General features: G+C 70.5%; 19 protein-coding genes and 2 pseudogenes. 10 read left to right on the top strand and 11 right to left on the bottom strand.

Annotated elements, in window-relative coordinates:
- Window positions 1-22 precede the first annotated feature (22 nt).
- The 3 genes from C8D87_RS25515 to C8D87_RS25505 are packed head-to-tail and all read left to right on the top strand — an operon-like array spanning window position 23 to window position 2600.
- Complete coding sequence (locus tag C8D87_RS25515; RefSeq protein ID WP_109639899.1) at window positions 23-553, top strand: SigE family RNA polymerase sigma factor; 531 nt, start codon at window positions 23-25, stop codon at window positions 551-553.
- Window positions 550-1299 (top strand): RAD23 family protein, encoded by a 750-nt coding sequence (locus C8D87_RS25510; protein WP_112228642.1) that lies wholly within the window; start codon window positions 550-552, stop codon window positions 1297-1299. The genes C8D87_RS25515 and C8D87_RS25510 overlap by 4 nt, the downstream gene beginning before the upstream one ends.
- Window positions 1300-1334: 35 nt before the next feature.
- Window positions 1335-2600, top strand: coding sequence for a serine/threonine-protein kinase (locus C8D87_RS25505; protein WP_112228641.1), 1266 nt, complete (start codon window positions 1335-1337; stop codon window positions 2598-2600).
- On the opposite strand, the gene C8D87_RS25500 is transcribed toward C8D87_RS25505, so the two are convergent.
- The 6 genes from C8D87_RS25500 to C8D87_RS25475 are packed head-to-tail and all read right to left on the bottom strand — an operon-like array spanning window position 2597 to window position 10581.
- The gene (locus C8D87_RS25500) at window positions 2597-4675 is read right to left on the bottom strand and encodes a transglutaminase family protein (RefSeq protein ID WP_146771866.1); all 2079 of its coding nucleotides are present in this window, start codon (window positions 4673-4675) and stop codon (window positions 2597-2599) included. The genes C8D87_RS25505 and C8D87_RS25500 overlap by 4 nt on opposite strands.
- Complete coding sequence (locus tag C8D87_RS25495) at window positions 4672-5793, bottom strand: DUF58 domain-containing protein (RefSeq protein WP_109639903.1); 1122 nt, start codon at window positions 5791-5793, stop codon at window positions 4672-4674. The genes C8D87_RS25500 and C8D87_RS25495 overlap by 4 nt, the downstream gene beginning before the upstream one ends.
- A gap of 3 nt (window positions 5794-5796) precedes the next feature.
- Window positions 5797-6747 carry an AAA family ATPase gene (locus C8D87_RS25490; RefSeq protein ID WP_109640084.1) on the bottom strand — a complete coding sequence of 317 codons (951 nt, stop codon included), beginning with the start codon at window positions 6745-6747 and terminating at the stop codon, window positions 5797-5799.
- A gap of 5 nt (window positions 6748-6752) precedes the next feature.
- Entirely contained in the window at window positions 6753-8609 is a 1857-nt protein-coding gene (locus C8D87_RS25485; protein WP_112228639.1) for a fibronectin type III domain-containing protein, read from the bottom strand.
- A gap of 50 nt (window positions 8610-8659) precedes the next feature.
- On the bottom strand, window positions 8660-9913 hold the full coding sequence (locus C8D87_RS25480) for a sensor histidine kinase (protein ID WP_109639905.1): 1254 nt from the start codon (window positions 9911-9913) through the stop codon (window positions 8660-8662).
- Window positions 9910-10581 (bottom strand): response regulator transcription factor, encoded by a 672-nt coding sequence (locus C8D87_RS25475; RefSeq protein WP_211337581.1) that lies wholly within the window; start codon window positions 10579-10581, stop codon window positions 9910-9912. The genes C8D87_RS25480 and C8D87_RS25475 overlap by 4 nt, the downstream gene beginning before the upstream one ends.
- A gap of 90 nt (window positions 10582-10671) precedes the next feature.
- On the opposite strand from C8D87_RS25475, the gene C8D87_RS25470 reads away from it, so the two are divergent.
- Complete coding sequence (locus tag C8D87_RS25470) at window positions 10672-11316, top strand: winged helix-turn-helix domain-containing protein (RefSeq protein WP_112228638.1); 645 nt, start codon at window positions 10672-10674, stop codon at window positions 11314-11316.
- Between the two features lie 2 nt (window positions 11317-11318).
- Here C8D87_RS25470 and C8D87_RS25465 read toward each other — a convergent pair whose 3' ends face one another.
- Genes C8D87_RS25465 through C8D87_RS25455 form a run of 3 tightly spaced genes read right to left on the bottom strand, consistent with a single transcriptional unit; the run spans window position 11319 to window position 14676 of the window.
- A complete protein-coding gene (locus tag C8D87_RS25465; RefSeq protein WP_146771865.1) occupies window positions 11319-12806 on the bottom strand; it encodes an AfsR/SARP family transcriptional regulator in 1488 nt (495 codons plus the stop codon).
- Between the two features lie 29 nt (window positions 12807-12835).
- Entirely contained in the window at window positions 12836-13996 is a 1161-nt protein-coding gene (locus C8D87_RS25460) for a protein kinase domain-containing protein (protein WP_112228636.1), read from the bottom strand.
- Window positions 13993-14676, bottom strand: coding sequence for an AfsR/SARP family transcriptional regulator (locus tag C8D87_RS25455; RefSeq protein ID WP_233440071.1), 684 nt, complete (start codon window positions 14674-14676; stop codon window positions 13993-13995). The genes C8D87_RS25460 and C8D87_RS25455 overlap by 4 nt, the downstream gene beginning before the upstream one ends.
- Before the next feature lie 142 nt (window positions 14677-14818).
- Between C8D87_RS25455 and C8D87_RS25450 the strand changes: the two genes are divergently transcribed.
- Genes C8D87_RS25450 through C8D87_RS25440 form a run of 3 tightly spaced genes read left to right on the top strand, consistent with a single transcriptional unit; the run spans window position 14819 to window position 18490 of the window.
- The gene (locus C8D87_RS25450) at window positions 14819-15628 is read left to right on the top strand and encodes a hypothetical protein (RefSeq protein WP_112228635.1); all 810 of its coding nucleotides are present in this window, start codon (window positions 14819-14821) and stop codon (window positions 15626-15628) included.
- A 5-nt stretch (window positions 15629-15633) separates the two neighbouring features.
- On the top strand, window positions 15634-16089 hold the full coding sequence (locus tag C8D87_RS25445) for a hypothetical protein (RefSeq protein ID WP_146231759.1): 456 nt from the start codon (window positions 15634-15636) through the stop codon (window positions 16087-16089).
- Window positions 16079-18490 carry a hypothetical protein gene (locus C8D87_RS25440; RefSeq protein WP_146771864.1) on the top strand — a complete coding sequence of 804 codons (2412 nt, stop codon included), beginning with the start codon at window positions 16079-16081 and terminating at the stop codon, window positions 18488-18490. Before C8D87_RS25445 ends, C8D87_RS25440 begins: the two co-directional genes overlap by 11 nt.
- 201 nt (window positions 18491-18691) lie before the next feature.
- On the opposite strand, the pseudogene C8D87_RS25435 reads toward C8D87_RS25440, so the two are convergent.
- A pseudogene (locus C8D87_RS25435) lies at window positions 18692-18967 on the bottom strand (TetR/AcrR family transcriptional regulator); the annotation flags it as partial.
- Between the two features lie 138 nt (window positions 18968-19105).
- Here C8D87_RS25435 and C8D87_RS25430 point away from each other — a divergent pair.
- Together C8D87_RS25430 and C8D87_RS25425 are read left to right on the top strand one after the other, a co-directional pair.
- A complete protein-coding gene (locus tag C8D87_RS25430) occupies window positions 19106-20287 on the top strand; it encodes a hypothetical protein (protein WP_112228633.1) in 1182 nt (393 codons plus the stop codon).
- A 3-nt stretch (window positions 20288-20290) separates the two neighbouring features.
- Window positions 20291-20893 (top strand): annotated as a pseudogene (locus tag C8D87_RS25425) (phosphatase PAP2 family protein); the annotation flags it as partial.
- A gap of 61 nt (window positions 20894-20954) precedes the next feature.
- On the opposite strand, the gene rph reads toward C8D87_RS25425, so the two are convergent.
- Window positions 20955-23480, bottom strand: coding sequence for a rifamycin-inactivating phosphotransferase (rph, locus tag C8D87_RS25420; protein ID WP_112228632.1), 2526 nt, complete (start codon window positions 23478-23480; stop codon window positions 20955-20957).
- A gap of 368 nt (window positions 23481-23848) precedes the next feature.
- Between rph and C8D87_RS47085 the strand changes: the two genes are divergently transcribed.
- Complete coding sequence (locus C8D87_RS47085) at window positions 23849-24721, top strand: peptidase inhibitor family I36 protein (protein ID WP_233440051.1); 873 nt, start codon at window positions 23849-23851, stop codon at window positions 24719-24721.
- Window positions 24722-24776: the final 55 nt, after the last annotated feature.

Here is a 24776-nt window from a genome sequence, read left to right as displayed (position 1 = left end):
GGTGAGAGGGCGATCGAGAGACATGCTCGTCGACGACAGATCGGCGGAGTTCCACCACTTCTTCGAGCGGCACCACGCCGAACTGGCCCGGTTCGCGTGGCTGCTGATCGGTGAGGCGGAGGCCGCCGACGACCTGGCCGCGGACGCCCTGGTCGCGCTGTGGCAACGCTGGGACCGGATGCGCCAGGCGGAACAGCCGCTGGCCTACGCCCGCGGCGTGGTCGCCAACCTGGCCAAGGAGAGGATCCGCAGCGCGACCCGCGAACGGCGCCGGACAGCGCTGTTCTGGTCACGCGCTCCGCAGCAGGTGCAGGGTCCGGACGTCGCCGCGGTGGTCGACGTCCGGGCCGCACTGGACCGGCTGCCGTTCCGGAAGCGGGCGTGCGTCGTCCTCCGGCACGCCTTCGACCTGTCCGAAAAGGAAACCGCACTGGCGCTGGGAATCTCGGTCGGCGCGGTGAAGAGCCAGACCTCGAAGGGGATGGCGGAGCTGGAACGCGTGCTCGGTGCGAGAGCGGCCGGGAACGCGATCGCGGGGAGGGCGAGCCGATGAACGAGCAGATCAGCAGGCAGCTGCGGGAGTCCGCCGAGGCTCATCGGCCGGACCGCGCCCGGATGCTGGCCCGCGTCGAGCGCGGCATGGCCACGACCACTCGCCCGTCGTCCGGCCGGGCGAGGTCCTGGTCCAAGGTGACGTTCGCCGGTGCGACCGCGGCCGGCATCCTGGCGGCCGCGGGTCTGGCCGTCGCCGTGGTCGGGACCTCACCGCCGCCCCCGGACACGATGCTGCCCGGCGTCTCGAACACGAGCTCCGCACCGCCCACCACGAGTTCCGTGGTTCGCCCGCCCGCGGCGAACCAGCCGGACCCGCCGGTAACGACGCGGGTGCCGGAGGTGCCGGACTCCACCGGCAGCAGGCCGACCGACGGACCGTTGTCGTCGAAGGGCACCGTTGATCCGAACAGCCACACCTTCTGGAGTCAGGACACTCTCGTCATCGGCACCACGCAGCGGCTGACCGCGCTCACCGTGCAGGTTCGCATCGCGCAGACGGGCGGTGTGCAGAGCAGTGGCCATTGGCAAACCATGCCCGCCGACGACTTCACGATCACCGTGGGAGAGGCCGACGGCGAGCTCGTCTACCGCTGGGACCTCAAGCCGGGGCGCACGGTGCCTGCCGGGCAACACGCCTTCGCCGTGCAGTTCAACCAGACCCGCGGTGCGCGTGACGCCAAGGACGATCGGTACGGCGTGATGGCGGGCAGCCACGCCGTGTGGGGAGGTTTCGAACGCGGCTGACCACGACCACCCTGCGGCGCTAGGATGAGACCGCGATGGGGGCTGATCATGGTTTCGGTGACCTGGTGCCGCGTGGCACCGGGCCGAGGGCGACGGTCTACGCGGGCATCCGCGCCGCTACCGGTGAAGCGGTGGCGCTCAAGGTGTTCCGCGCCAAGCTGCCCCGCCGCACCCGCGCCGAGGTCGAGCGCGAGCTCGCCCGTGTCGCGCGGCTGAACGCCCCGGCGGTGCTGGTCGCGGACGGGCTGGAGGACTTCGGCGACCGGACCGCGCTGCGGATGGAGCTGTGCACGGAGTCGCTGGCCGATGTCGTGGAGCAGGAAGGGCCGCTGCCGATCGCGGACGTCATCGCGCTCGGCAGGACGCTCGCCGAGGCGCTGGCGGTCGCGCACGAGGCGGGGATCGTCCACGGTGGTGTCACGCCTGGCAACGTCCTGTTCCGGCCGTCGGGTGAGCCCGTGCTCGCGGACTTCGGCGTCACGCTGCGCCTGGTGTTCCCGCACGAGGGCGGTGACGGGGTCGACTTCCTCGCACCCGAGACCCTGGAGCACGGCACCGCGGACGAACGCTCCGACCTCTACGGCCTGGGTGCGGTTCTGCACCTGGCGTTGTCGGGGCTGTCGCCGCATCCCGCGCGGCTCGGTGAGCACCCGGACGACCGCAAGCTGCGCGTGCTCGGCTCCACCGTGCCGCGGCCGGACCGGGCCGACCTGCCCGACGAGCTGGCCGAGCTGGTGAGGGCGTTGCTCGCCAAGGATCCGGCGATCCGGCCCAGCAGCATGCGTGACGTGGCAACGTGGCTCGGGCGGCTCTCCGCGGCCGACCGGCCTGCCGCGCCACAACGCCCGCCGGTGCCGGGTGGCACCCCCGTGTTCGTCTCCGCGCCGGACACGACCACCAGGAAACATCCCGCGGTGCCGGTGTTCGCCGGCGCGGCCGGGTTGCTCGTCGTTGTGGTGGTGGGCGTGCTGCTGATGCGCAGCGACCCGCAGGTGCGCGGTGAGGGGCCCGTGTCGGCGTCGCCGACCTCGGTGAAGGCGGTGGTGCTGCAGCTCGCCGAGCCCGTCGACAACGTCAGTCACGTCGACCTGCGGTGGGAGAGCCCGGAACAGCTGGAGTTCGCGGTGGTGGTCGCCGGGGAGGGCGAGAAGCCCAAGGTCGTGCGCGTCCAGCAGAACCGGTCGCTGAAGGTCGAGGTGGACCCGACCCGCAAGTACTGCTTCCTGGTTCAGGGCACCGACGGCAACCACGTGTACGAGAGCAAGCCGAAGCCGGTGCGGAACGCCACCTGCAAGCGCTAGGCCCTCAACGTCCGCGGGTCGACCGCGGCACGCAGCCGTGCAACAAGACCCCGTGCCCGCAGACCGCGCCGGACCGCGTGCACGGCGGCCCAGGCGTCGTCACGGACCTGCTCACCCGGCGTCGTGCCCGACCACATCGCGATGTCCACTGTGGACGCAAGCCTGCGCACGCCGTCCGCTGCACCCGGCAGACCCGCGCCGGCCGCGGCTGCCGCCATCTCCAACGGGGTCATGCCCACCGTGAGCGGTACTCCGTGCTCGCGCAGCCGATCGCGCGCCTCGAGCCACGCGCCGTGCACGGCACCGGTTCCCGCCCTGCGCCGTCGCCTGCGGGCCCTGACCCACTTCGTCACCGGTACCCCGGCGAGCCACCCGAGCAGGAGCACCGCGACCGGAACCAGCGTGGCAGCGAAGGGAAATGACCGGTCCTGCGCATCCGCCTCGGCCTGCCGCGACGAGCCGGGAGCCACCGGCGGGTCCAGCGGGACCGGCGGAAGCTTCTCCCGCGCGTTCTGCGTCGCGGCGGTCAGGCCGTTGTTCTTGCCCCCACCGCCCTTCGCCGCACCGGCCGGGTCCAGCGGTACCCAGCCGACGCCGGCGACCGCCACCTCGGGCCACGCCAGCACGTCGTCGTTGTAGACGACGTACTCGCCGCCGGACTTCCGTTCCGGGGTGCGATAACCGACGACGAGCCTGGCCGGGATGCCGAGCATCCTCGCCAGCACCACGTACGCGCCGGCGAACTGTTCGCCCGTGCCTTCCTTGGTGTCCAGCAGGAACCGGCGCAGCTGCGGCCAGCTGTGCCCGCCGGCGCCGTCCACCCGCCGGTAGTTCTCCCGCAGGAACCGCTCGAGCTGCAGCGCCGACGTGAAGCTCGACCGGACGCCGTTGACGGCTCCGGTGGCGAGCTCGGCGACACCGGGTGGCGGTGTGCCGACGCCGTCCAGGCCACCCAGTCCGGGGTCGATCGCGAAACCGTCGAGCGATCCGCTGATCTCCGGCTCCCACCAGCTCAGCCCGTAGACCGTGTCCGTCCTCAGTGGACTCTGAACGAGCAGGCTGCCCTCGGTTTCCTCCACCAGCGGGTCGGCTCCGCTCACGGCGGCGGGCCAGGTCTGGCTCGGCAGCCACCTGGTTCCCGCCTCGCGCAGGCTGATCACCGCGTCCCGGCGACGCACCGGGACGTCGAGGGCGGGAGGTGCGAGCTCGGTGCCGAGCCTGCGGTACCGGCTGCCGGCCGCCCAGGTGACGCCGTCGTAGGTGTCGAGCACGACGATCGGCCACCGGTCGGGCACGCACTCGTCGCACGCCGGCCGCACGCTGAACACCGGAGCGTCCGGATGGGCGCGCCGCTGGGCGACGTCGTCGAGCGGACTGGTCATCCGGGCGGACACCGGCGCGAGCTGCTCCTGCTTGAGCGAGTAGGCCGGGCCTGGCATCGGCACGAGCAGGCCGATCACGACCACGACCGCGGTGACGACCAGTGGAGCGGGCAGGAACGCTTGCGCGGACTGGTGTTCTTCCGACGGCCGGCTCACCGCGAACAGCCCTGCGGCGACGGCGACGTACGAGAGCGCCGCCACCACGGCGGCGGGTCCGGTGAGTGCGCCGAACAGCTGGCTCAGCGCTACGACGAGGAAGCTGGGCGCCAGTGCGAGCGCCGGTTTCTTCAGGCGCAGCAGGATTTCCACGCCGAAGACGGACGCCAGCAGCACGAGCAGCGGCACGAACAGCACCAGCTTCGCGTCGGGCCGGGCCGGCCAGGTCGACTGCAGGGTGAGCTGCCAGGACTCGGTGACGCCCTCGCCGAGCTGGGCGAGCGTCGTACCGGTGGGGAGCCCGAGGACGGTGGTCGGGAACAGCAGCACTTCCACGACGGCCAGCAGCCCGGCGAGCGTGACGACGAGCGGACGCCACGCGACGAGCGACTCGCACAGCAGTGCTGCGGCGCCGGTGACCACGGCGACCACCGCGATGACCGGGAGCAGTGCGCCGGCACCGAAAACAGGCGCGAAACACAGCCCGGCCACGGCGGCGGCGAGGACGGTGAGCGCGACGGGCAGTCGTTTCTTCACGTCCGCACCTCGTTCCACAGCCCCACAACTCCGGCGGCGTCGGCAGCGGTCAGCACGCGCGCACCCGGCACGTGAGCCGCGTACCCGTCCGGCGCGACAGCGAGCAGGAAGATCGCGGAGTACCGGGAACGCTGCCCGGACAGCTCAGAGGAGTCCGCGGCCCCGGACGTCACCACGGCCAGGCTGCCGCCCTGATGCCGGACGGCCGGCAACAGGGCTCCCGTCCCGTCGCTCTGACGCATCAGGCAGAGCTGGTCGAGCAACTGCCGTGCCGCCAGCGGCCCACCCGCCGTGGCGAGGTCCGTGCCGCACGACGTCAGCAGCCTGGCGTGGTGGCCGGCGAGCGCGGCGGACCTCAGCAGCGAGGCCGCGACGTCCACCGCCTCCTCGAAAGCGAACGGCGGCATGGCGGACGCGCGGGTGTCGAGCACGACGGTGAGCCTGGGCTGGTCCGGGTCGGCGGACTCCTTGACCATCAACCGGCCGGTGCGCGCGGTCGCCTTCCAGTGGATGTCGCGGACCTCGTCGCCCGGCTGGTACTCGCGCAGCTCGCGAAGGTCGAGTGAGCCGCGCAGGTGTTCGTTCGACCGGCCCTCGTGGTGGTGGCGGGGGAATCCGCCGGTCCGCGCCAACGCGGGATACGAGCGCGGGTGCACCCACAGCGTCACCGTGTCGCCGACGGTCACGCTGTTGTGCGCCAAGCCGAACGGGTCCGTGCGGCGCAACGTGAGCGGGCCGACCGGCATCCTGCCGCGCACCGGCGTCGGCAGGTGGTAGTCGTACGGCCGCGAGGTGCCCGGTGCCAGGCCGTGCACCTGAACCGTGCGGTGGAAGCCGCCGGCGGTGTCCCTGGCGAGGAACCCGCGCTGCCACCGCGCGGAAGTGTTGCGCACCTTCAGCTTTCCCAGCGCCTGCGAGCCCCTCTCGACCCGGTCCGGGTACACCTCGCGCGTCACCTCGACGCCCACGCGCCGGAACGTCACGGCCACCGCGGCAACCACCGCGACCAGTCCCGCGAGCGCCAGCAGCAGGAACAGCGGGTAGCGCCCCCAGAACCCGGCCGCGCCCAGCCCCAGCGACACCACCAGCACGACGGTGCCTCGCCCGGTCAGCCGCATGACCTAGTGACCCGCGCCGCTCATCATCGGCGCCGGGGTGGTCGCCAGCACCTCCGCCACGACGTCCGCGGTGGACCGCTGCTTCAGCTCGGCCTCCGCGGTCAGCACGAGCCGGTGCGCGAGAGCGGGCACCGCGACGTACTTGATGTCGTCCGCGGTGACGAACGAGCGGCCCGCGGTGGCCGCCAGCGCCTGTGCCGCCCGCACCAGGGCGATGCTGCCGCGCGGGCTCGCACCGAACCGCACCGACGCGTGAATCCGCGTCGCGGCGCAGATGCGGGCCGCGTACTCGCAGATCGCCCCGTCGACGAACAGGCCGCGCACCTCGTTGATCGCCTCCACCAGCGCGGCGATCTCGACCACGGGCTGCAGGCGGTCGGCGTTCATGCCGGTGCAGTTGTTCATGATGATCGACACCTCATCGGCGATCTCCGGGTAGCCGACCGACAGCCGCAGCAGGAACCGGTCGAGCTGCGCCTCCGGCAGCCGGTAGGTGCCCTCCATCTCGATCGGGTTCTGGGTCGCCACCACCAGGAACGGCGAGGGCACCTGGTGCGTCACGCCGTCGACGGTGACCTGGCGTTCCGACATCACCTCGAGCATCGCGGACTGGGTCTTCGGCGTGCCGCGGTTGATCTCGTCCGCCACGACGACGTTCGCGAAGACCGCGCCGGGGTGGAAGGTGAACTTCTCGTCCTTCTGGTGGTAGACGGTCACTCCGGTGATGTCGCCGGGCAGCAGGTCGGGGGTGAACTGGATCCGGCTCCAGCTGCCGCCGATGCTGCGCGCGAGGCACCGCGCGAGCGTGGTCTTGCCCAGTCCCGGCACGTCCTCGACGAGCAGGTGTCCCTCGGCCAGCAGCGCGACGATCGCCAGCCGCACGACGTCCGGCTTGCCCCTGACCACCAGCTGGACGTTGTTGGAAATCGCGGAGAACACCGCGGCCGCACGCATCTGGTTCACTCGGTCCACTCCAGACGATTCGATTCCACGCCGTCCGCCGTGACCCAGACGGTGTCACCGGCGCCGTGGTAGTAGAAGGCGTTGAACTCCGCACGACCTTGCTCGTTGGTCGTGATGCCGTGACCGGGGTTGGAATAGCCGGCGCGCGTCGAATGCGGATTCACGCTGTACCTGGTCCCGGGTTCGAAACCGGTCATGACGATGTGCATGTAGTAGCAGTTCGGCTCCTTGCAGTCGGGTGCGCGCGGGCCCTTGGTCAGGCTGATGCTCTTGGTGCTCGGCGGCGGCACCTGGCGTGCCGTCGCCGGTGCGCCCCGGCCCGCGCTGTTCTGCGCGACCACGGTGACCGTGAACGGGTGGTCCTTGCCCGACCAGATGCCCTTGACGACGTAGGACAGCGTGCCGCCCGCCACCGAGGCCGAGCCGGAACGGCCGCCCTCGCTCTGCCACGAGATGTGGTAGGCGGTGACCGGTGCGCCGTTGGCCGGCGCGGCCCCCCACGTCACGGTCGCGTCGACCTGCTTGGTCGTGATGGCGATGGCCAGGTTCTGCGGCATGCCGGGCGGCGTCACCGGGATCGGTGGCGGTGTCTGCTGCGGCGGGTTGGCACGCGCGGGCGGCGGCACAGGCCTGTTCGTGGTCGGTGGCGGCACCGGACGGTCGGCGGGCTTGTCCGCGGACGGCACGGTGGGCGGCACAGTGGGCACCGCGGGGGGCACCACGGGAGGCTGCACCGGCTGCTTCGGCTCCTCCGGCTTCGCGCCGATGACGGGCACCGGCTGGAGCGAACCGTCCTTGTCCACCACTACGACGTGCTTGCCCTCGCCGCCGTCGACGTACACGCGCGCGTCCTCGCCGCGAACGAGCTCGGGCCTGCCCTTCTCCTGGGGAATCGGCGTGGAGTGCTTCTCGCGCCCGCCGTTGTCGTACGTGCGCACGGACTTGCTCTTGTGGTCGAGCAGCACGACGGCCTCACCGCTGACCGCCGGAGCGTCGTACTCGCCGGCCGGAAGCGGCACGGTCGCGGCGGGCGGGCGCTGCTCGGCGAGCGCGCCCTTCTCGTTGACGCGCACTTCCACGAGGTGCATGCGGTTCCCCGCCGGGTCGAGCAGGGCCACCTTGCCCGCGGCGTCCGCGGTGGCGATCCGGGCGTCCGACGGCGCGTCGACACCGAGCTTGATCGCGGGACCGAGCCCCTTCGCCTCGACGACGCTCATCGTGTCGGCGGTGGTGTCCACGAACACGACCTTCCCGCCGCTGACGGTGAGGCCGCCGGCGTGACCGGCCGGCGCGGCGGCGGTGCAGCTGACGCTCGTCGCGTCGCGCACGACCGTGCAGATCGCCCCGGAGTCCGTGCGGTGCAACCACACCGTGCCGTCACCGGTCGCGACGGGTGGTCCGACCGGGCCTCCCGCGGACATGACCTTCGGCTCCAGGCCGAGCCGCACGATCTGGCCGCTCTGCCGGAAGACCGAGTAGGCCCCGCCCGCGGTTTCGATCGGCACCGACCGCTCGCCCTTGACGGGCGCCGGCACTGTCGCCTCCACGGAGAGCGTCGACTTGCCGAAGATCGTCACGTCGTCGTCGCCGACCACGTAGCCGTGGGTGCCGTCCTGCACGACCTGGCTGCCGGGGGTGACACCGGGAACGGACACCTGGGTGTCCGGCTTCTTGGTCGCACCGTCCACGCGGACCACGAGCCCTTGTTCCGGGTTCGCGATCCAGTGGCCCGACGGGATGAACTCGAGGCCGGGAACGTTTTTCGCGGCACCCGTCAACGCCAGCGTCACGGTCGCGACGGCGGCGATGACCAGGCCCAGCAACGGCCAGCGGGAGTGCTTGCGTTCACTCACACAGCGAAGGGTAACGACGCCGGTACAGAAAACATTCGGGATCGGTACATTTACCGCCGCCCGGTGGGGAGCGCGATCTCGAAGATCGCTCCGCCGGTCTCGGACCGGTAGATCCCGAGCGTGCCGCCGTGCGCGTGCACGATCCGTTGCACGAGGTAGAGGCCCAGCCCCGTTGATCCGCCGCTGCTGGTGAACCGCTGCAGCGCGCGTTGTGCAGCGACCGTGTCAAGCCCGGGTCCCTCGTCGGCGACCACCACCCTGCCGTTGGCCACGCTCACGTGCACGACCGGGTCGCTGCCGGGCAGGTGACCGTGCTGGACGGCGTTGCCGATCAGGTTCTCGACCGCGCGCCCGATCAGGTCCGGGTCGGCGTCGACCCTGGTCGGCACGGCCGTGAAGGTGATGCGGGCGCCGTCGGCGGGGATGTCCTCGACAACGGCGGAGACGAGCTGGTCGAGCTGCACCGACTGGATGGCGAGCTGCTGCACGCCGGCCTCGAACTTCGCGTGCATCAGCTGGGTGCTCACGATCCCGCCCATCCGCTTGGCCAGCCGCATGATGCGCGGCAGCACCTTGCCCATGCTGCCCGGATTGCGCATCGCGGTGTCCGCGAGCGCCCGCAGCCCGGTGACCGGACGTTTCAGGTCGTGCGCGATGCCGTTGAGCATCTCCTCGTGCTGCTCGAGCGCGATCGCCGCGGGTCTGATCGCGAGTCCGGACAGGAAGTGGCCGGTGCCGCCGAGCGCGCCGATGAGGATCACGCAGCCCAGCGCCACGAGCAGCACCCGCCGGTCGTGCCGGTCCTTCTCCTGCTGCGCGTCGATGTGCGCGACGACTGCGCCGACGTACGGCCCGTCCGCGCTGATGAACGGTTGCGCGTAGACCCGGACGAGCTTGCCGTTCGTCGCATGCACATAAGCGCTCTGCGGCACACGCTCGCGCACCGCGTCGTTGGCGAGTTCGCTCAGCACAGCCAGATCGACGTCCACACAGGACATACCGCTCACATACGGGTCGAACCGCCCTTCGCCGGCGGGCAGCACCGCGAACTGCGGGCACTCGACCGTGATCGAGTCGCCGAAGAGCCCGCGCGTGTCGAGGTCGCCGCCCTTGAACTCGAGGTGCCGCACCACCAGCGGGGGAACCCGGCGCAGGTCGGCGTCGAGCGCCTGCTCGCCCTTCTGCTCGTCCAGGTCGAGCAGCAGCCACCCGACCAGCAGCACCCCGGTCGCGTTCAACGCCGTGAACAACCCGGTGAGCAACCACCTCAGACCGCGCAGGCGGGCCGCGGCACCGGTGGTCACCGCTGGGCCTCCAGCCGGAAACCGACGCCCCGCACGGTGTGGATCAGCTCCGGTTCGAGCAGCTTCTGGCGCAGCCGTTTCACGACCTTGTCGACGACGTTGGACATCGGGTCCGTGCTGGTGTCCCAGCAGTGCTCGATCAGCTCCGACCTGGTCACGGTCGTGCCCGCCCGTGCGATCAGGTGCTCGAGCACGGCGAACTCCTTGTGGCTGAGCGTGAGGAGCACCCCGCGCCGGCGCGTCTCCCGCCGCGCGCAGTCGACCTCGAGGTCCGCGTGGCGCAGCACGGACGGGCGAGCGCGCCCGGCCCGGCGGCACATCGCCTGGACGCGAGCGGTCACCACGGCCATGTCACACGGCTTGACCACGTAGTCGTCACCACCGTGGTCGAATCCGGCCACTCGGTCGGTGACGCTGTCCAGCTGGGTCAGGAACAGCACGGGGGTGGCCCAGCCCTCCTTGCGCCTGCGGTGGACGTACGTGATCGAGTCACCGTCGGGCAGCAGCCGGTCGAACACGACGCAGTCGTAGTCGTTGCTGTTCAGGAACCTGTCCGCGCCGGCGATCTCCGCGGCGGCGTCGACGTCGAAGCCCGCGGCCTCCAGCTCCACCACGAGAGCGATGCGTGTGTCCTCGTAGTCCTCGACGAGCAGCACGCGCGGTGTCATCAAATCCTCTTGTGATCACGGAGATGGTTGACCTGCTGCACCCTAACGCCTTGCTCGTCCACGCCGGGTGATCCGCTAGCGTCGATCACTGTGCGCGTGCTGGTGACCGAAGATGACGAGGACACACGTTTTGCCGTGGAAACCTCGCTGCGTGGCGCGGGTTTCGCCGTCGACGTCGCCACCGACCTGCCGGAGGCCGACGAAGCGCTGTTCGTGAACACGTACGACTGCGTCATCTTCGACCGCATCCTTCCCTCCGGGGACGCGCTGCACTACGTGAAGCAACGCCGCCAGGACGGCTGCGGGGTGCCCGTGCTGTTCCTGACCGGCATCGACAACTCGGTCGAGGGTCTGCCCTACGGCGACGACTACCTGGTCAAACCGTTCGCCATGCCGGAGCTGATCGCACGGGTGCGCAGCCTGTGCCGCCTGGCCGGTGTCGCGCCACCGCCGGTGCTGCGCCACCGCGACCTGGAACTGGACCTCGGCCGGCGCACCGCCGTCCGTGCGGGCCGGGCGCTGAACCTGACCGTCAAGGAGTTCGCGGTGCTGGCCCGCCTCGTGGCCGCCGGCGGGCAACCTGTGCGCCGCGACGACCTGATCGCGGCGGCGTGGGACGCCGAGGTGAGGCCTGCGTCGAACGTGCTCGACGTCGTGATCGCGGCGCTGCGGCAGAAACTCGGCACTCCTCCTCTCGTGCAGACCGTGCGTGGCGTCGGTTACCGCTGCGGCTGAGCTCAGACGGCCGTGAGCTCGCGCAACGCCGGTGTCCCGTGGTGGGAGTGATCGCGCATCAGGCAGGCGGCGAACTGCCGGTGAGTCCATTGTGGACGCGTCCGGAAGAGCGCGGCGGCCGCGCGGACCGCGGTGGGCACACCTCCGGTGCGGCGGACCACCTCCTGCACGACGTCGTCGGTGGACGCCTCGGCGCCGGAGCGGAACAGGGCTGCGGTCTGCGCCGCGGCCAGTGGCGCCAGCGTCAGCGGCGTGATCGCGTCCAGGTGCAGCACGGGGGTGCGCGTGGTGATCAGGACCATGCAGCCGGCACTGCCGGGCAGCAGCGGGCGGACCTGGTCGCTGCTCGCCGCGTCGTCCAGGACCAGCAGCACGCGCCGGCCGGCCAGCTCGGCACGCCAGGCCGCCGCTCGTTCGACGACGTCGTCCGGAATGTCGCGCACTCCAGCGGCCCGCAGCAGCCGTGCCAGCAGCAGGCCGGCGTCGAGCGGCTCACCGTCGGGGGAGCGGAGGTCGACGAACAGCTGGCCGTCCGGGAACTCCCCGGCGATCCGATGGGCGACGTGCACCGCGAGCGCGGTCTTGCCGACGCCCGGTGTCCCGTCGATCACGACCACCGGCACGGTGGTCGTGGCGGACCGGCCCAGCTCGGTCAGCCTCGCCACCTCGCGGGAGCGGCCGGTGAAGTCCGGCACCGCCCTGGGCAGGTCGCAGCGGACGCGGCGGGTTCCCGGTTCCACCAGTGCCTGCCGGTGAGCCTCGGCGAGTGCCGGACCGGGGTCGACCCCCAGCTCGTCGGCGAGCACGCGCCGCGCGTCCTCGTACGTCGCCAGCGCCTCGCTGCGGCGGCCCGCCCGGACGAGGGTCAGCACCAGCCGTACCCACGGTCCTTCGCGCAGCGGGTCCGCGGCGGTCAGCTCGCGCAGCAGCGCGATCGCCTCGCGGTGGCGCCGCACGGCGGTCAACGCGTCGGCCAGCGTCTCGCGGACCTCCCAGCGCAGCTCCTCGAGCTCCGCGACCACCGGTGCCACGACGTCGTCCGGCAGCTCGGCGAACGGCCTGCCACGCCACAGCCGTGCCGCGGTTTCCAGGTGGCGCACCGCTTCCGCAGCGTCACCTCGTGCCATGGCGGACCGGCCGGCAGCGGTGTGCCGCCGGAAACACTCGGCATCCACCTCGCCAGGTGCCACGCACAACCGGTACGCGCCCGCCCGTGCCTCGATTCGCGGCCCGCTGTCCGGCAGGTCACGGCGGAGCTGCCAGACGTAGCTCTTGATGTTCGACAGCGCCGATCGCGGAGGGACCTGATCCGGCCAGATCACGTCGGTCAGCCGGTTGCAGTCCACCCACTCGCCCGCGTTCAGCAGCAGCGTGGCGAGCAGCGCGGCGGGTTTGCGCGCGACCCGCACGCCCGTCTCCAGTGGCCCCAGTACGCGGAACAGCATCTCCGTACCCCCAGTCGTTCCTGCCAGCACGGTTCGTACTGTCACAGGACGACTATGAGGATTTGATGACACCGTCAGGCCTTGCAGGTCGCTCCGCGGATCGGCTTGGGCGGGCTCTCCAGCACCCGCGCGCCGTCGGTGGCCTGGACGAGGAAGCAGTACCTGCCCACACCCTCCACCGGGACGCGCATCGACCGGCTGCGGGCCATGAGCACCTGCGGCTGCTTGTTCTCGGCCGCCACGACGACGGCGAACGTGAAGCCGTCCGGGGCCTGCCAGGCCAGGTCGACGTGCGTCCCGCCGTCGACAGGGTCGGTCAGCGTGAGCGCGGCGGGTGCGGACGAGCTCGTTGTCGTTGTGGTCGTGGGCGCCGCTGACGGCGGGTTGGCCTGCTGGTGGTGGACGAAGACCGGCACGGTGACGAGTGCGGTGGCGGTGGCGACGACCCCGATCACCGTCCGGGCGCGGAACCGGGTGCGCTTCGCGGGCTCTACAACTTCAGGTTCGGGCTCTGGTTCTGGTTCTGGTTCGGACTCAGGCTGCGGCTCCTGCATTGCGGTCAGTTGCCTGACCACGACGTCGGCCGTCGACGGGCGGTCCGCGGGCTCCTCGGCGAGCAGCCGCCGCACCAGTTTCACCAGGTCCGCCGGGCAGTCCTGCCACTGCGCGTCCCCGCCCGGCGGGAAACCCGTCAGGGCCAGGTGCAGCACACCACCGATCCCGTACAGGTCGGCGGCTTCGTCCATCGTGCCGTCGCGCCGGGTTTCCGGTGCGGTGTACTCGGTTCCGGCCGGCGGGAACGCGCGGCGCAACGCCGTGCCGAAGTCCGCCACCACCGGTGCGCCGGACGGGTGGAACAGCACGTTGTGCGGTGTCAGGCCACCGTGGACGACACCGGCGCGGTGTGCAGCGGCGACGGCCGTGGCGACCGCGTGGCCGATCGCCAGCGCGTCCGGCACGAGCAGTTTCCCGCTCGCCGCAACGAGTCCCGCGAGCGACACCGGGCACAGCTCCATCTGCAACGCCGGATTGCCGTCTCCCAACCGCACCACCTCGTCGACCGGCAGGATCGGTGCCTCGTCGAGCAACGGGGCCAGCGCTGCCTGCTCGCGCTCGAACGCGTCGAGCACCTGCTCTTCCAGCGGCGGATACGCCTTCAGCGCCAGGTACATTCCGCCGTAGACGGTGGCCACGGGACCCGTGCCGATGACCTCGAAGTCGTCTCCGCCGGTCATCGCGTCATCCCCGCTGCGCGGGCGGCCTTGCGGGACGCCGCCGCGGCCTCGAGCGGCCGGCCGGCGTGGGTCAGCACCTCGACCAGGCGCAGCCAGGTGCGTTCCCGTTTCGGATCCTCCGCGGTGAGCGCCTGCAGCAACGACACCGAGCCGGCGGTGTGGTCCATCGCCATCATGGCGTCCACGAGGTGGTCCAGCGCTGCCCACCGCAGTCGCGTCAGGCGGTCCGCTTCCGCACGGCTGTGGTAGGTGTTCAGCGACGCGAACGGCCTGCCCCGCCACAGGTCGGCCGCGGCGCGGAAGCAGCGGGCCGCCGTCTCCGGATCGGTGGGCAGCACGGCGCGCCCGTCGTGGACCAGCTGCTCGAACACCACGCTGTCCAGCTCGCCCTCGCCGACGTTGAGCCGGTACCTGCCGCGCAGGCTCTCGATCCGCGCCGACGTCTCGCCGAACAGCGGTGTGCGCCTGCACAGCTCGTGCACGTGCGGCCACAACTCGCCGGCGGGAGACGCCGAGATCCGGTCGGGCCACACGGCCTCGGCGAGACTCTCGACGGTCGTCCAAGTGTTGGGGCGCAACAACAACGCGGTCAGGACGTGTTCCGGCGCCCCGGCCGGGATGTCGGCCCTGCTGCCGTCCACGTGGACGACTTCGAGCGGCCCCAGTACGCGGAACAGCATTTCCGTCACCTCCGTCACCTCTTGGACCCGACGGTAGGAAGGGGGTGTCCAATCGCGGTTCATTTCCGTTGCCCGGCGGAGCACTGGTTCTGCACCGGCCGGTGTGACTGTCCTCGCCAGGCGTCTAGCGAAGCGAGGAGTCATGGAAGAGTCAGGAAACGGCGGCAACCTGAAGCGGGCGGCGCTGTACGGCGTCGCGGGGCTGATGACGGCCGCGATCGGTGCGTCGACGGTCAACGTGCTCGCGGCGGAGGACAAGAAGCCGGACCAGCGGCCGGCGGCGCAGTCGGCGCCGGCCACTCCCTCGAAGCCGGGGGAGCCCACCCCGCCGCCGCCCCCGGCACCGAAGCCGCTGCCGGTTCTGCAGACGGAGGCCGCGCCGCCCGCGCCGGAGCTGCCAGCACCGGTGGCTGCGCAGCCTGCCGCTCCGCCCGTTGCACAGCCGGTTGCGCAGCCCGTCGCGAAGCCCGTGGTGAAGCCCGTCGCGAAGCCCGTGGTGCCGGTCGTGAAGCGACAGGTCGTGGCCGCTGTCGAGGACGCGGAGCCGCCCGCGCCGGCCATCGCCCACGCCAGCGTGCAGGCGAGCGGTGCGGGCAAGGCGGAGGTCGCCCTGCACGTGCCGGCCGCGAAGCCCGTCAAGAAGCCCTCACCGACCGACGAAGCGCTGAAGAAGGCGAAGTCCGAGGCGACGGAGGCGAAGAAGAAGGTCAAGCAGTCCGAGAAGGCGCTGGCTGAGGCGAAGAAGGACTACGACAAGAAGAAGGGCGAGATCAAGAAGATCCAGAAGCAGAAGAACGAGGAGAAGAAGACCAAGAAGCCCAAGCCGGTCGAGCCCGTGCTGACGGTGAAGACCTCACCGGACATGGAGAAGCGGCTGAAGGTGCACACCAGCAAGCAGAAGTCCGGCAAGAAGGTGACCATCTCCGTGTCGTCGTCGGCGCACAGCGGGTGAGCGGCATGCCGACGAAGCGACTGTCGTTCGACGAGTACGGATCCTCCACGGCGGAGGACGAGTTCACCGACGACACCGAGCCGTCCTACGACTCGTACTACGTCGTTCTGCCGGAGGAGGTCTGGCAGTCCGAAGTGGACTCCTCGTTCGATGACGACGAGGCCGACGATGACGAGTCCGACGAGTCCGACGAGGTCGTCGACGTGGATGTGGACTACGACGACTACGACTACGAGCCGCCGCGACGTGAGCCGATGAGCAGCGCGAAGGCGGGCAACATCGCCGGCATCTCCGTCGCCCTGGTGACGGGAGCGATCCCGGCGGTGTTCGTCGACCTGCTGCCGGCCGCACTGGCGGGAGGCCTCGCGGCCGGCCTGTTCGGCGGGCTGATGGGGCGTTCTCTCGGAATCGAGCTGCAGCAGCGCAGGGTGCGCCGGAGGGAGATCGAGCGTGAATTCTAAGAGCATGCGCAGGGCAGCCCTGTACGCCGCTTCGGGTGGTCTGCTGACGCTGGCGGTGGGTGCCCTCGGTGCCCAGGAGGCGGAGGCCGCGTCGAAGTCGAAGCCTTCCGCGGCGCGCCAAGCCGCGCCGAAGGCCAAGCCGAAGCCCGCGCCCAAGCCGAAACCGAAGTCGAAGCCTGCGGCGAAGTCGAAGCCCGCAGCCAAGCCCAAGCCCGCGGCGAAGTCGAAGCCTGCGGCCAAGCCCAAGCCTGCGGCGAAGCCCAAGGCTCCGGCCAACTCCAAGCCTGCGACCAGGCCCAAGCCTGCGGCGAAGCCCAAGGCTCCGGCCAACTCCAAGCCTGCGACCAGGCCCAAGCCTGCGGCGAAACCCAAGGCTCCGGCCAACTCCAGGCCCGTGGCGAAGCCCAGGCCCAAGGCTCCGGCCAGCTCCAAGCCCACGGTGAAACCCAAGCCCCAGGCACAGAAGCCGAAGCCGGCACCGAAGCCCAGGGTCGTGCCGAAGCCCAACACGGCCAAGCCCAAGCCGGTGGCGAAACCGCCGCTGAAGTCGACCCCCAAACGCACCGCCCCGTCGAAGCCGCCGCTGAAGTCGGCCCCCAAACCCAACGCCACGCCGAAGCCACCGCTGAAGCAGGCCCCGAAGCCCAGGGTCGTCCCGAAGCCGCCTCAGCTGGGGACGCCCGGCAAAGCCGGACCCAAGTCCGGGCCCTCGCCGAGGCTCACCGCGCCCAACAAGCCGAAATCGTTGCCGCCCAAGCAGAACCGGGCACGTCCGCCGATGCCCGACGATCTGGCCCGCACGGCGCCCGGCCGACAGGCCTACGCGGAGTCCCAACGCCCCAGCGGCCAAAAGCCCACGGTCAAACCCAAGCCTCCCAAACTCGTCCCCCAAACCGGCAAGCGAATCATCGCCGACCGGATCCCGGCCGGGGTCCGGCCGGCCAAGCCGAACCAGCCACGTACGCCGACCGCGAACGACCTCGCGCGCACCGCACCCGGACGTGCCGCTTACGCCGAGTCGCAGCGTGGTGGGGCGCCGGGAAGTGCGGCCAGGCGTGAGGCTCAGCAGCGGGCCGCGCAGGATCTTGCGCGCACTGCACCGGGCCGCGCCGCGTATGCGGAGTCTCAGCGTGGTGGCGCGCCGGGAAGCGCAGCGAAGCGTGCGGCTCAACAGCGGGTCGAACCCCAGCGGCGCGGTGACCAGAAGCCCGCGCCCAGGCCGATGTCGCAGTCGTTGCGGCTGGCTGAGGCGGGTGCGGAGCGTCAGGCTCTGACCGAACGTCAGATGCGTGCGCAACGGCAGGCCGCTGAAGCCCTTGCCCGCACCGCACCGGGCCGTGCTGCGTACGCCGAGTCCCAGCGTGGTGGTGCGCCGGGGACAGGACTGCAGCGCCAGCTCGACGCCGCGCGGGAGAAGGCGAACCGGTTGGCGGTGGCGCCGGGGGCGGCGGCGACTGGTGGTGCCGCGCTCGTGCGACGTGGGCAGCTGGCCGCGGCGGCGCAGGCCGAGGTGCGGAGGTTGGAGCAGCAGCAGGCCGGGAACGCGCAAAGGCAGCGCGGCGTCGTGCGGCCTGGCTTCACCGCCGCACCCAACCCCCTCGTGAAGCCCAACCCCCTGGTGAAGCCTGGTGGTGAACGGCGGGGCCTCGCTGCCGGAGCTGCTGCGAACCTGCGGATCACGCCGGCGTCGTACGGCCGGTCCAGCCAGTCGACTCCCGAGATCGGCTTCGACTGGTTGTGCGGCAACGCGTGCGACGTTCCCCTCCGCTGGCTGAAGGACCGCAGCCCTGGCGCGGTGGTGAAGGAGCCCAACAGCGACCTCGTGCGCATTCCGCCGGACAAGGGCAGTTTCGGTGGGTGGAAGGGGCACGCCAACTGGAAGGACGTGACCTTCATCGAGTCACCGCTGAACGCGAAGCGCCACGGCAGGGAACGGCAACCCTTCATGCGCGCCACTGTCGGCGCGGACTTCGAGGCCACTGGGGGCGTGGACGCTGCCAAGGGCCTCCAGTTCGGCGCGAAGGGCTTCGCCGGGCTGCGGACGTCGGGGCCAGAGACGACCGCCCGGCTCGGGCCCGCCGAGCTCTCGGGGAGCGCCAACGTGCCGATCGGTGTCAGCGCGGAGGTGAGCGGGGGGATCGGTCCGAACGGCGGCTCGATCGACGCCGAGACGCGGGTCGGGGCCGCGGTGGAACTGCCCAAGCTCAGCAAGAAGGTGGGTCCGGCGGAGGTTTCCGTCCAGCCCGAGGTGTGGACCGGCATCGGCTTCGGTGGCGGGTTCGGCGTGGAGAAGGGCCAGGACGGCAAGTGGCACGTGAAGGGCAAGGGAGGTGCCGCGCTGGGTGGAGGTGTCGCGCTGGGCTTCGACGTCGCCCTCGACCCGACCGAACTGCTGGGCTAGGCCCGGGACGGCCGCACGGGACACCGTGCGGCCGTCAGCCCGGGTCGACACCGGTCAGCTCGCGGCTCTTCGACCACAGCGCCGCGGCGCTCGCCGGATCGGTCATGTGCGCCTGCGGCTTTTCGAGGTGAGGCTCGCCTCGCAGGCCGAACTGCCGCGGACCCCAGAGCTGCCCGCCGCGGACGCCGGGGTCCAGTGCGGCTCTTGCAGCGCGTCCAGGACGGAGCTGCCTTCCGGGCGCTCGCGGACCGCGGCGGTCAGGGCGGCCTCGCGCTCGCCGCTGTCGTCGAGGATGAGCGCTTCCTTGCCCGCCGGGAAGTGCGCGAACAGCGTCGCCACCGCGGTATCCGCGGCCTCGGCGATCTCCGCCACCGTCACCTTGTCGTAGCCCCGCTCCAGGAAGAGCTTCAGCGCGGCCTCGGACAACGCCGCACGTGTGGCTGCCTTCTTGCGCTCGCGCCTGCCGGGCGTCGTGATCGACGATAGCCGTAACGCCTTCATGTTCGTAACGAGTACAAAACTGAAGTCATTACGACTTTGTGGGTGTGAGCGTCACGTTCCCCGCTCTCGGGACGACTCAGTTGATGTCACCCCTGGGGAGAAAGGTCGGCGTCAATGAGTCAGGCCGGTACGCACGTGCACGAGCGAAGCGACGACATGCCGCCGGTGGTGGCCGATGTCGACCGGATCGCGGCGCACGCCGATCCCGTCGTCCGCAACCTGCAGATCACCCACTGCTACCACCGGTTGTCGCGGGCGATGGCCGCTGTCACCGGTGGGGCCGCGAACTGGTGCACCTTTGCGGTGTGGGCGTCCAAGCAGGTGGGGCGGACCATCCGGCAGGAGGACCTGGCGCGCACGGTGGAGCGGCTGCTGAAGTCCTCGCCCGAGGTGGCCGCCGGGGTCGACCTGGTGGCGCGAGCCCTGCGGCGGACCGTTCCGCACGAGATGGTGCGCCGGGCCGTGGTGACGGTCGCGCGGCTCGACGATGTGAGTGCCGCGTCGGCGCGGGGCAACCTCAAGGTCTTCGAGGAGATCGCGCGTGAGTTCGCCCGTTTCCTCACCGAGTTCACCGGTCCAGGCGCCGAAGAACGGACGATCGCGGAGTTCTGCGACTCGCTGCGGGCCGGTGAGCCGCCGGAGGGACAGCGCTGTCTGCGGCAGGCCTTCACCCGCTACCACCGCGCGATGACCACCGGCGACCCGAAGCAGCGGGCCGAACTGCTGCTCCTCGCGAACATCGAGGTCGGCCTGCACGAGCAGACGCGGTTGCAACCGGAGATCGCCGCCGCGCTGGAGGCACCGGTGGTCGACCCCCGCGAGCTCGAACGCCGTCTGCTCGACCTGCTCCTGCCGGGCAACCGGGTGGTCAAATGGCTGCGCAGGACGCTGCTGACCGTGCTCGGCAGGAGGAGCGCTGTGCGCATCGCCAGCGAGCAGCTGGCCGACCGGGTGCGCGTGCTGGTGCGCCGGGCGGTCACCGAGCACCTGATGACCCTGGCGCTGCCGGGCGGTGAGCTGCTCGATCTGGGCGAGGACCTGCCCGCGACGTTCCCGCCGCTGCTCGCGGAGCTGTCCGACCCGGAACTGCTGGCGCTGCTCGAGATCGTCGACCCGACGGCGGACAGCGTGCTCGGCACGGCCGCGCGCGACTGGGCAGACCTGCCGGACCGCATGCACTACATCGCGGACATGTTCCGTTGCCACGCCCTGCGCGGCGACCTGCTCGACCCTCCGTTCACCGCGGAGCAGGTCGAGGCCCTGACCGCGGGACACAGGCCAGGCGGAGCGCTCTGAGCCGTGTGGAAGGCCTTGCGTGCCAAGTGGTACGCCGAAGTTCTGCTGCTCGTCGCGGGCTATCTCGCGTTCGGGCTCGCCAGGGCGGCGGTCGACAGGGGTGAGCCGGCCGCGACGATCAACTCGCTGCGGGTGCAGCGCCTGGAGCAGGTGCTGCACCTCGCGATCGAACGCCCGCTCAACCAGGCGATCGTCGCGCACCCGCCGGCGATCTGGCTGACCGGCTGCTTCTACCGCCTCAGCGTCCTCGCGGTGCCGGCCGTCCTGATCTGGCTCCACCTCGCTCGGCGAGATCGGTACGACGGCCTGCGGAACGTGCTGATCGTGATGATGCTTCTGGACGTGCTGCTGGTGTGGCTCTATCCGCAGGCACCACCGCGGTTCACCCTGCCCGGCATCGTGGACTACATGGCCACGTACGACATCCTCGGCGGTGCCGCGTCACGTGTTCCGCGTCCGGGCGTGAACCTGTTGGCCGCCATGCCGAGCATGCACGTCGCGTGGACGACGTGGTGTGCCTGTGCCGTGTGGTCGGCACTGCGCCATCGCGCTCGATGGCTGGCCTGGCTGTACCCCGTTCTCACGTCGTTCGTCGTGCTGGTCACCGGCCACCACTACGTTCTGGACGTGGTGGCCGGTGTCGCACTCGTGGCGGTCGCGATCGGACTCAGCCGGGCAGGATCTCGATGTGTCCGTCGGTTCCGTTCACGCGGATCCGTTGCCCGTCCTGAATCAGGCGCGTGGCGTTCGCCACGCCCACAACAGCCGGCAGGCCGTACTCCCTCGCCACCACCGCACCGTGGGTCATCTGACCACCGACCTCCGTCACCAGGCCCGTGATCGCGACGAACAGGGGTGACCAGCTGGGGTCCGTGTACGCCGTGACCAGGATGTCGCCCGGTTCGAGATCGGCCTGCGCCAGGTCCAGGACGACGCGGGCCCGCCCCTCGACGATCCCGGCGGACACCGGGAGGCCGACCAGTGCACCGGCCGGCGAGTCGCGCCGGTACGTGCCGGCGATGGCCTCGCCGTCCGACGTGAGCACTCGGGGTGGCGTCAGCGTCTCGTACGACCTGAAGGCCTCCTTGCGCTGACGGATCAGCTCGTCGTCAACCTTGTTGGCCTGCACGACTTCCTGAAGTTCCTGGAACCTCAGGAAGAAGATGTCCTCCTTCTCGCCGAGCACACCCGCGCGCACCAGACGCTCGGCCTCTTCGAGCAGGGCGTGCTTGTAGACGAAGTAGCGGCTGACCATGCCGTACTTCGGGTACTCGCGGTAGCCGACGAACGTGCGGAGGCGGTCGATCATCCGCTTGGTCTCGCCCGCCTTCTGCTCGCCGTCCGGCAGGGAACGCAGGCGCTCCAGCAGTTCCTGCTCCTTCTTCCACGCCTCCTGCCGCCCCTGCTCGAAGCGGCGTTCGCCCTCACCCTGCTCGAAGTTCCTGACGTTGGTGAGGATCAGGGGCAGGAGCGTGGCGGGGTGTTCGCTCCAGCGCGGCCTCGTGATGTCGATCTCGCCCACGCAGCGCATGCCGTACCTGTCGAGGTAGACCTGGATCGCGTCACGTGCTTCCCGGCCGCCGGGAACCTCGACCAGGTCGTCCAAAAAGGACTCATCTTTGGTGTCGTGCAGGAAGGCGACGACTTCCGGGTGCGGGCGGATCGCGTCCGCGACGTCGAGCAGCGCCAAGCCCATCTCCGACGTGACGTTGTGCGGCGCGGACTGGGAGAGCGTGTCGGCCGCGTTCTTCTCGCCCAGCCAGTCGTGCAGCTTTTCGTTGAGCCACCACGTGGCCTGCATCCCCGCCGTGATCACCTGGTGGCTGCGCGGATCGAACAGGATCCGCCGCAGCTCCTGGAAGTCCGCCAGGATGAAGTCGAGCAGCTGCGTTCCGGACTTGGCCCGGATGTCGCGCCGGGCTGCGGCGACGGACTCCTCGCTGTGCGCGATCAGTTCGGTGACGACGGCCGGATCGGTTTCGATCGTGGCCGGCACGACGCCGGGGATCTCCTGGCTGGGAACGCCTTCCGGGAGCGACGGGACGAAGCCGTCGCGATCGAGGACGGTCTGCAGGGCGTCACCCATCAGCGGATCGGACTTTCCCGCGATCTCGAGAAGACCGGCGCGGCTCGCCGGTGCGGCGAGCATCTGCGTGACGTCGACGAACAGGCGGCCGCCGGCCTCGGCCATGGGACGGGGAGTCGTCAGCTGCCACACGGAAAGGCCGAGCGGCTTCATCGCGTCGGTCATCATCTGCTGGTGGCCGACGGAAACGTAGACCCGATCGGTCTCGTCGTCGGCCTCCGGGATGGGGAACAACGTCGTGATCGGGCGGCTCTGGACGATGTGGAAGTCGTCGCCGGCCAGGCACCACTCGATGTCCTGAGGGCGGCCGAAACGCGCCTCGATCCGCCGGCCCAGCTTCTCCAGTCGCACGACCTGGTCGTCCGTCAGCGCCGATTGCTCGGTGGCGATCGCTTTGCTCGTGATCTCGCCGTCGCGAACCCGGTAGATGTCCGGGTTCACCTGCCCGGAGACCAGTGCCTCGCCGAGACCGAAGACGGCCTCCACACAGGTGACCTTCCGGTTCGACGTGACGGGGTCTGCGGTGAACAGCACGCCGGCCGCGTGCGGGAACACCATCTGCTGCACGACCACGGCCATGCTCACCTCGCGCTGACCGTAACCGTTGCGCAGGCGGTAGGTCACGGCCCGCTCGGTGAACAGTGAGGCCCAGCACCGGCTGACGTGCCGCAGCACCTCCGCCGGGCCCACGACGTTCAGGTACGTGTCCTGCTGACCCGCGAACGATGCCCCCGGCAGGTCCTCCGCCGTCGCACTCGACCGGACGGCACAGGCGGTGCGCTCGCCGAGCAGGGCGAGTGCGCCGGTGATCTCCGCGGCCAGGTCGTCGGGGATGACGATCTCTTCGACGGCCTGCCGGATCTCGGCGCTGCGCGTGCGGATCGCCTCCCGGTCGTCCGGGCCCAGGTGCGCCAGCTGATCCAGCTGTGCGCCGATCGACGGCGCCTCTCCCACGATTCGCCGGAAGGCGTCCGTCGTCACGCAAAAGCCCGGCGGCACACGGATTTCGCCCATCCGCGAAAGCTCTCCCAGGTGCGCGCCCTTGCCGCCCACGACTGCGAGCTGCGACTGGTCGATCTCCTGGAGATCGAGCACATGGCTGCTCATCCGTTCACTTCCCCCGATCGCGAACAATGTCGCTGGTTGTGGCTTTGGCCGCAGAGTGTGCGGCACGACAGGGGTCTTGCCGCAAGGCCCCCTCTGCGCTATACGTTGAAAGTGGCGAGGAGCGGGCTGAGCCCCCTCGCACGTTGACATCCTTCCTCTCCGGTGTCCTTCTCTGTGATCCACTTCTTCGGCTCAGGCCTTCGGCGTACCCGTCGCCTGGCGCTGACTGACCGGTGACTTCTGGTGTCAGCGAGATGTCAGCGGCCGTCGAGATGCTGCTTCCAGCGGAAAACAGAAGCTTCCCTGTGAAAGTGGGCTCCGGCAATTTCAGCGGGGGCCGGATCCTGCGAAGAAGAGAAGGACCAAAAGTGCTCAAGAAGTTCACTCTCGTGGCGATGATGGGCGCGCTGATCAGCGTGTCCTTCGGTGCGGCGACGGCCAACGCGGCCACTGCCCGCAACGGTGAATGCGAGTCGGGCGAATTCTGCCTGTTCTACAACAGTGATCAGGGTGGGTCGGTTTCCGACTTCACCACGTCGGTTTCCGACTACGGTGACGAGCAGCCCGGCTGCTACGACTTCAAGGGCGCCGGAAACGGCAAGGGCCTTTGTGTGAAGAACGAGGCCGCCTCGGTCTGGAACCGCACCGGAAGTCCCGTCACGGTGTACTTCAACAGCGGTTACGGGGGCTCCAAGCAGACGATCGCCGCGAACACCAAGGCGAACCTGAACTCGGACCTCAAGAACGAGAACGCCTCGCACAAGCTCAACGACAGCGGCAGCGGCGGCGGTGGTGGCGGCACCGGCGGCACCTACGGTGCGCCGAACGACAACCCGCACCCGTCCGCGACGGCCCGCGCGCCTCAGGCCACGAAGCGCACGCAGCACGTGGACGACGAGATCCGCCGCCTGACCGGCGAGACGCACTGCTGGGTGGGCGACTACCGCAGCAACGAGCCGTCGGACAGCAACCACAACACCGGCAACGCTCTCGACTGCACGATCTCGAACGCGATCGGGCAGCACCCGAACGCCGCGCAGAAGGAGCAGGGCTGGAAGCTCGCCAACTGGCTGAAGAAGTACGCGAGCAAGCTCGACGTCCGGTACGTGATCTGGCAGGGCAAGATCTGGAGCGTCGCCCGTGCGTCCGAGGGCTGGCGCACCTACAACGGTGGCTCCGGTGTGACCAGCGGTCACTACGACCACGTCCACGTCTCCATCCAGAACCCGCACGGCGACTGATCTGATCCACTCCCGCGAGGCCACCCGATCACCGGTCGGGTGGCCTTCCGGCTTT

Source organism: Lentzea atacamensis (genome assembly GCF_003269295.1).
Lineage (GTDB): Bacteria > Actinomycetota > Actinomycetes > Mycobacteriales > Pseudonocardiaceae > Lentzea > Lentzea atacamensis.
The sequence above is the reverse complement of the archived record's forward strand: the minus strand, read 5'-3'. Positions and strand labels throughout refer to the sequence as shown.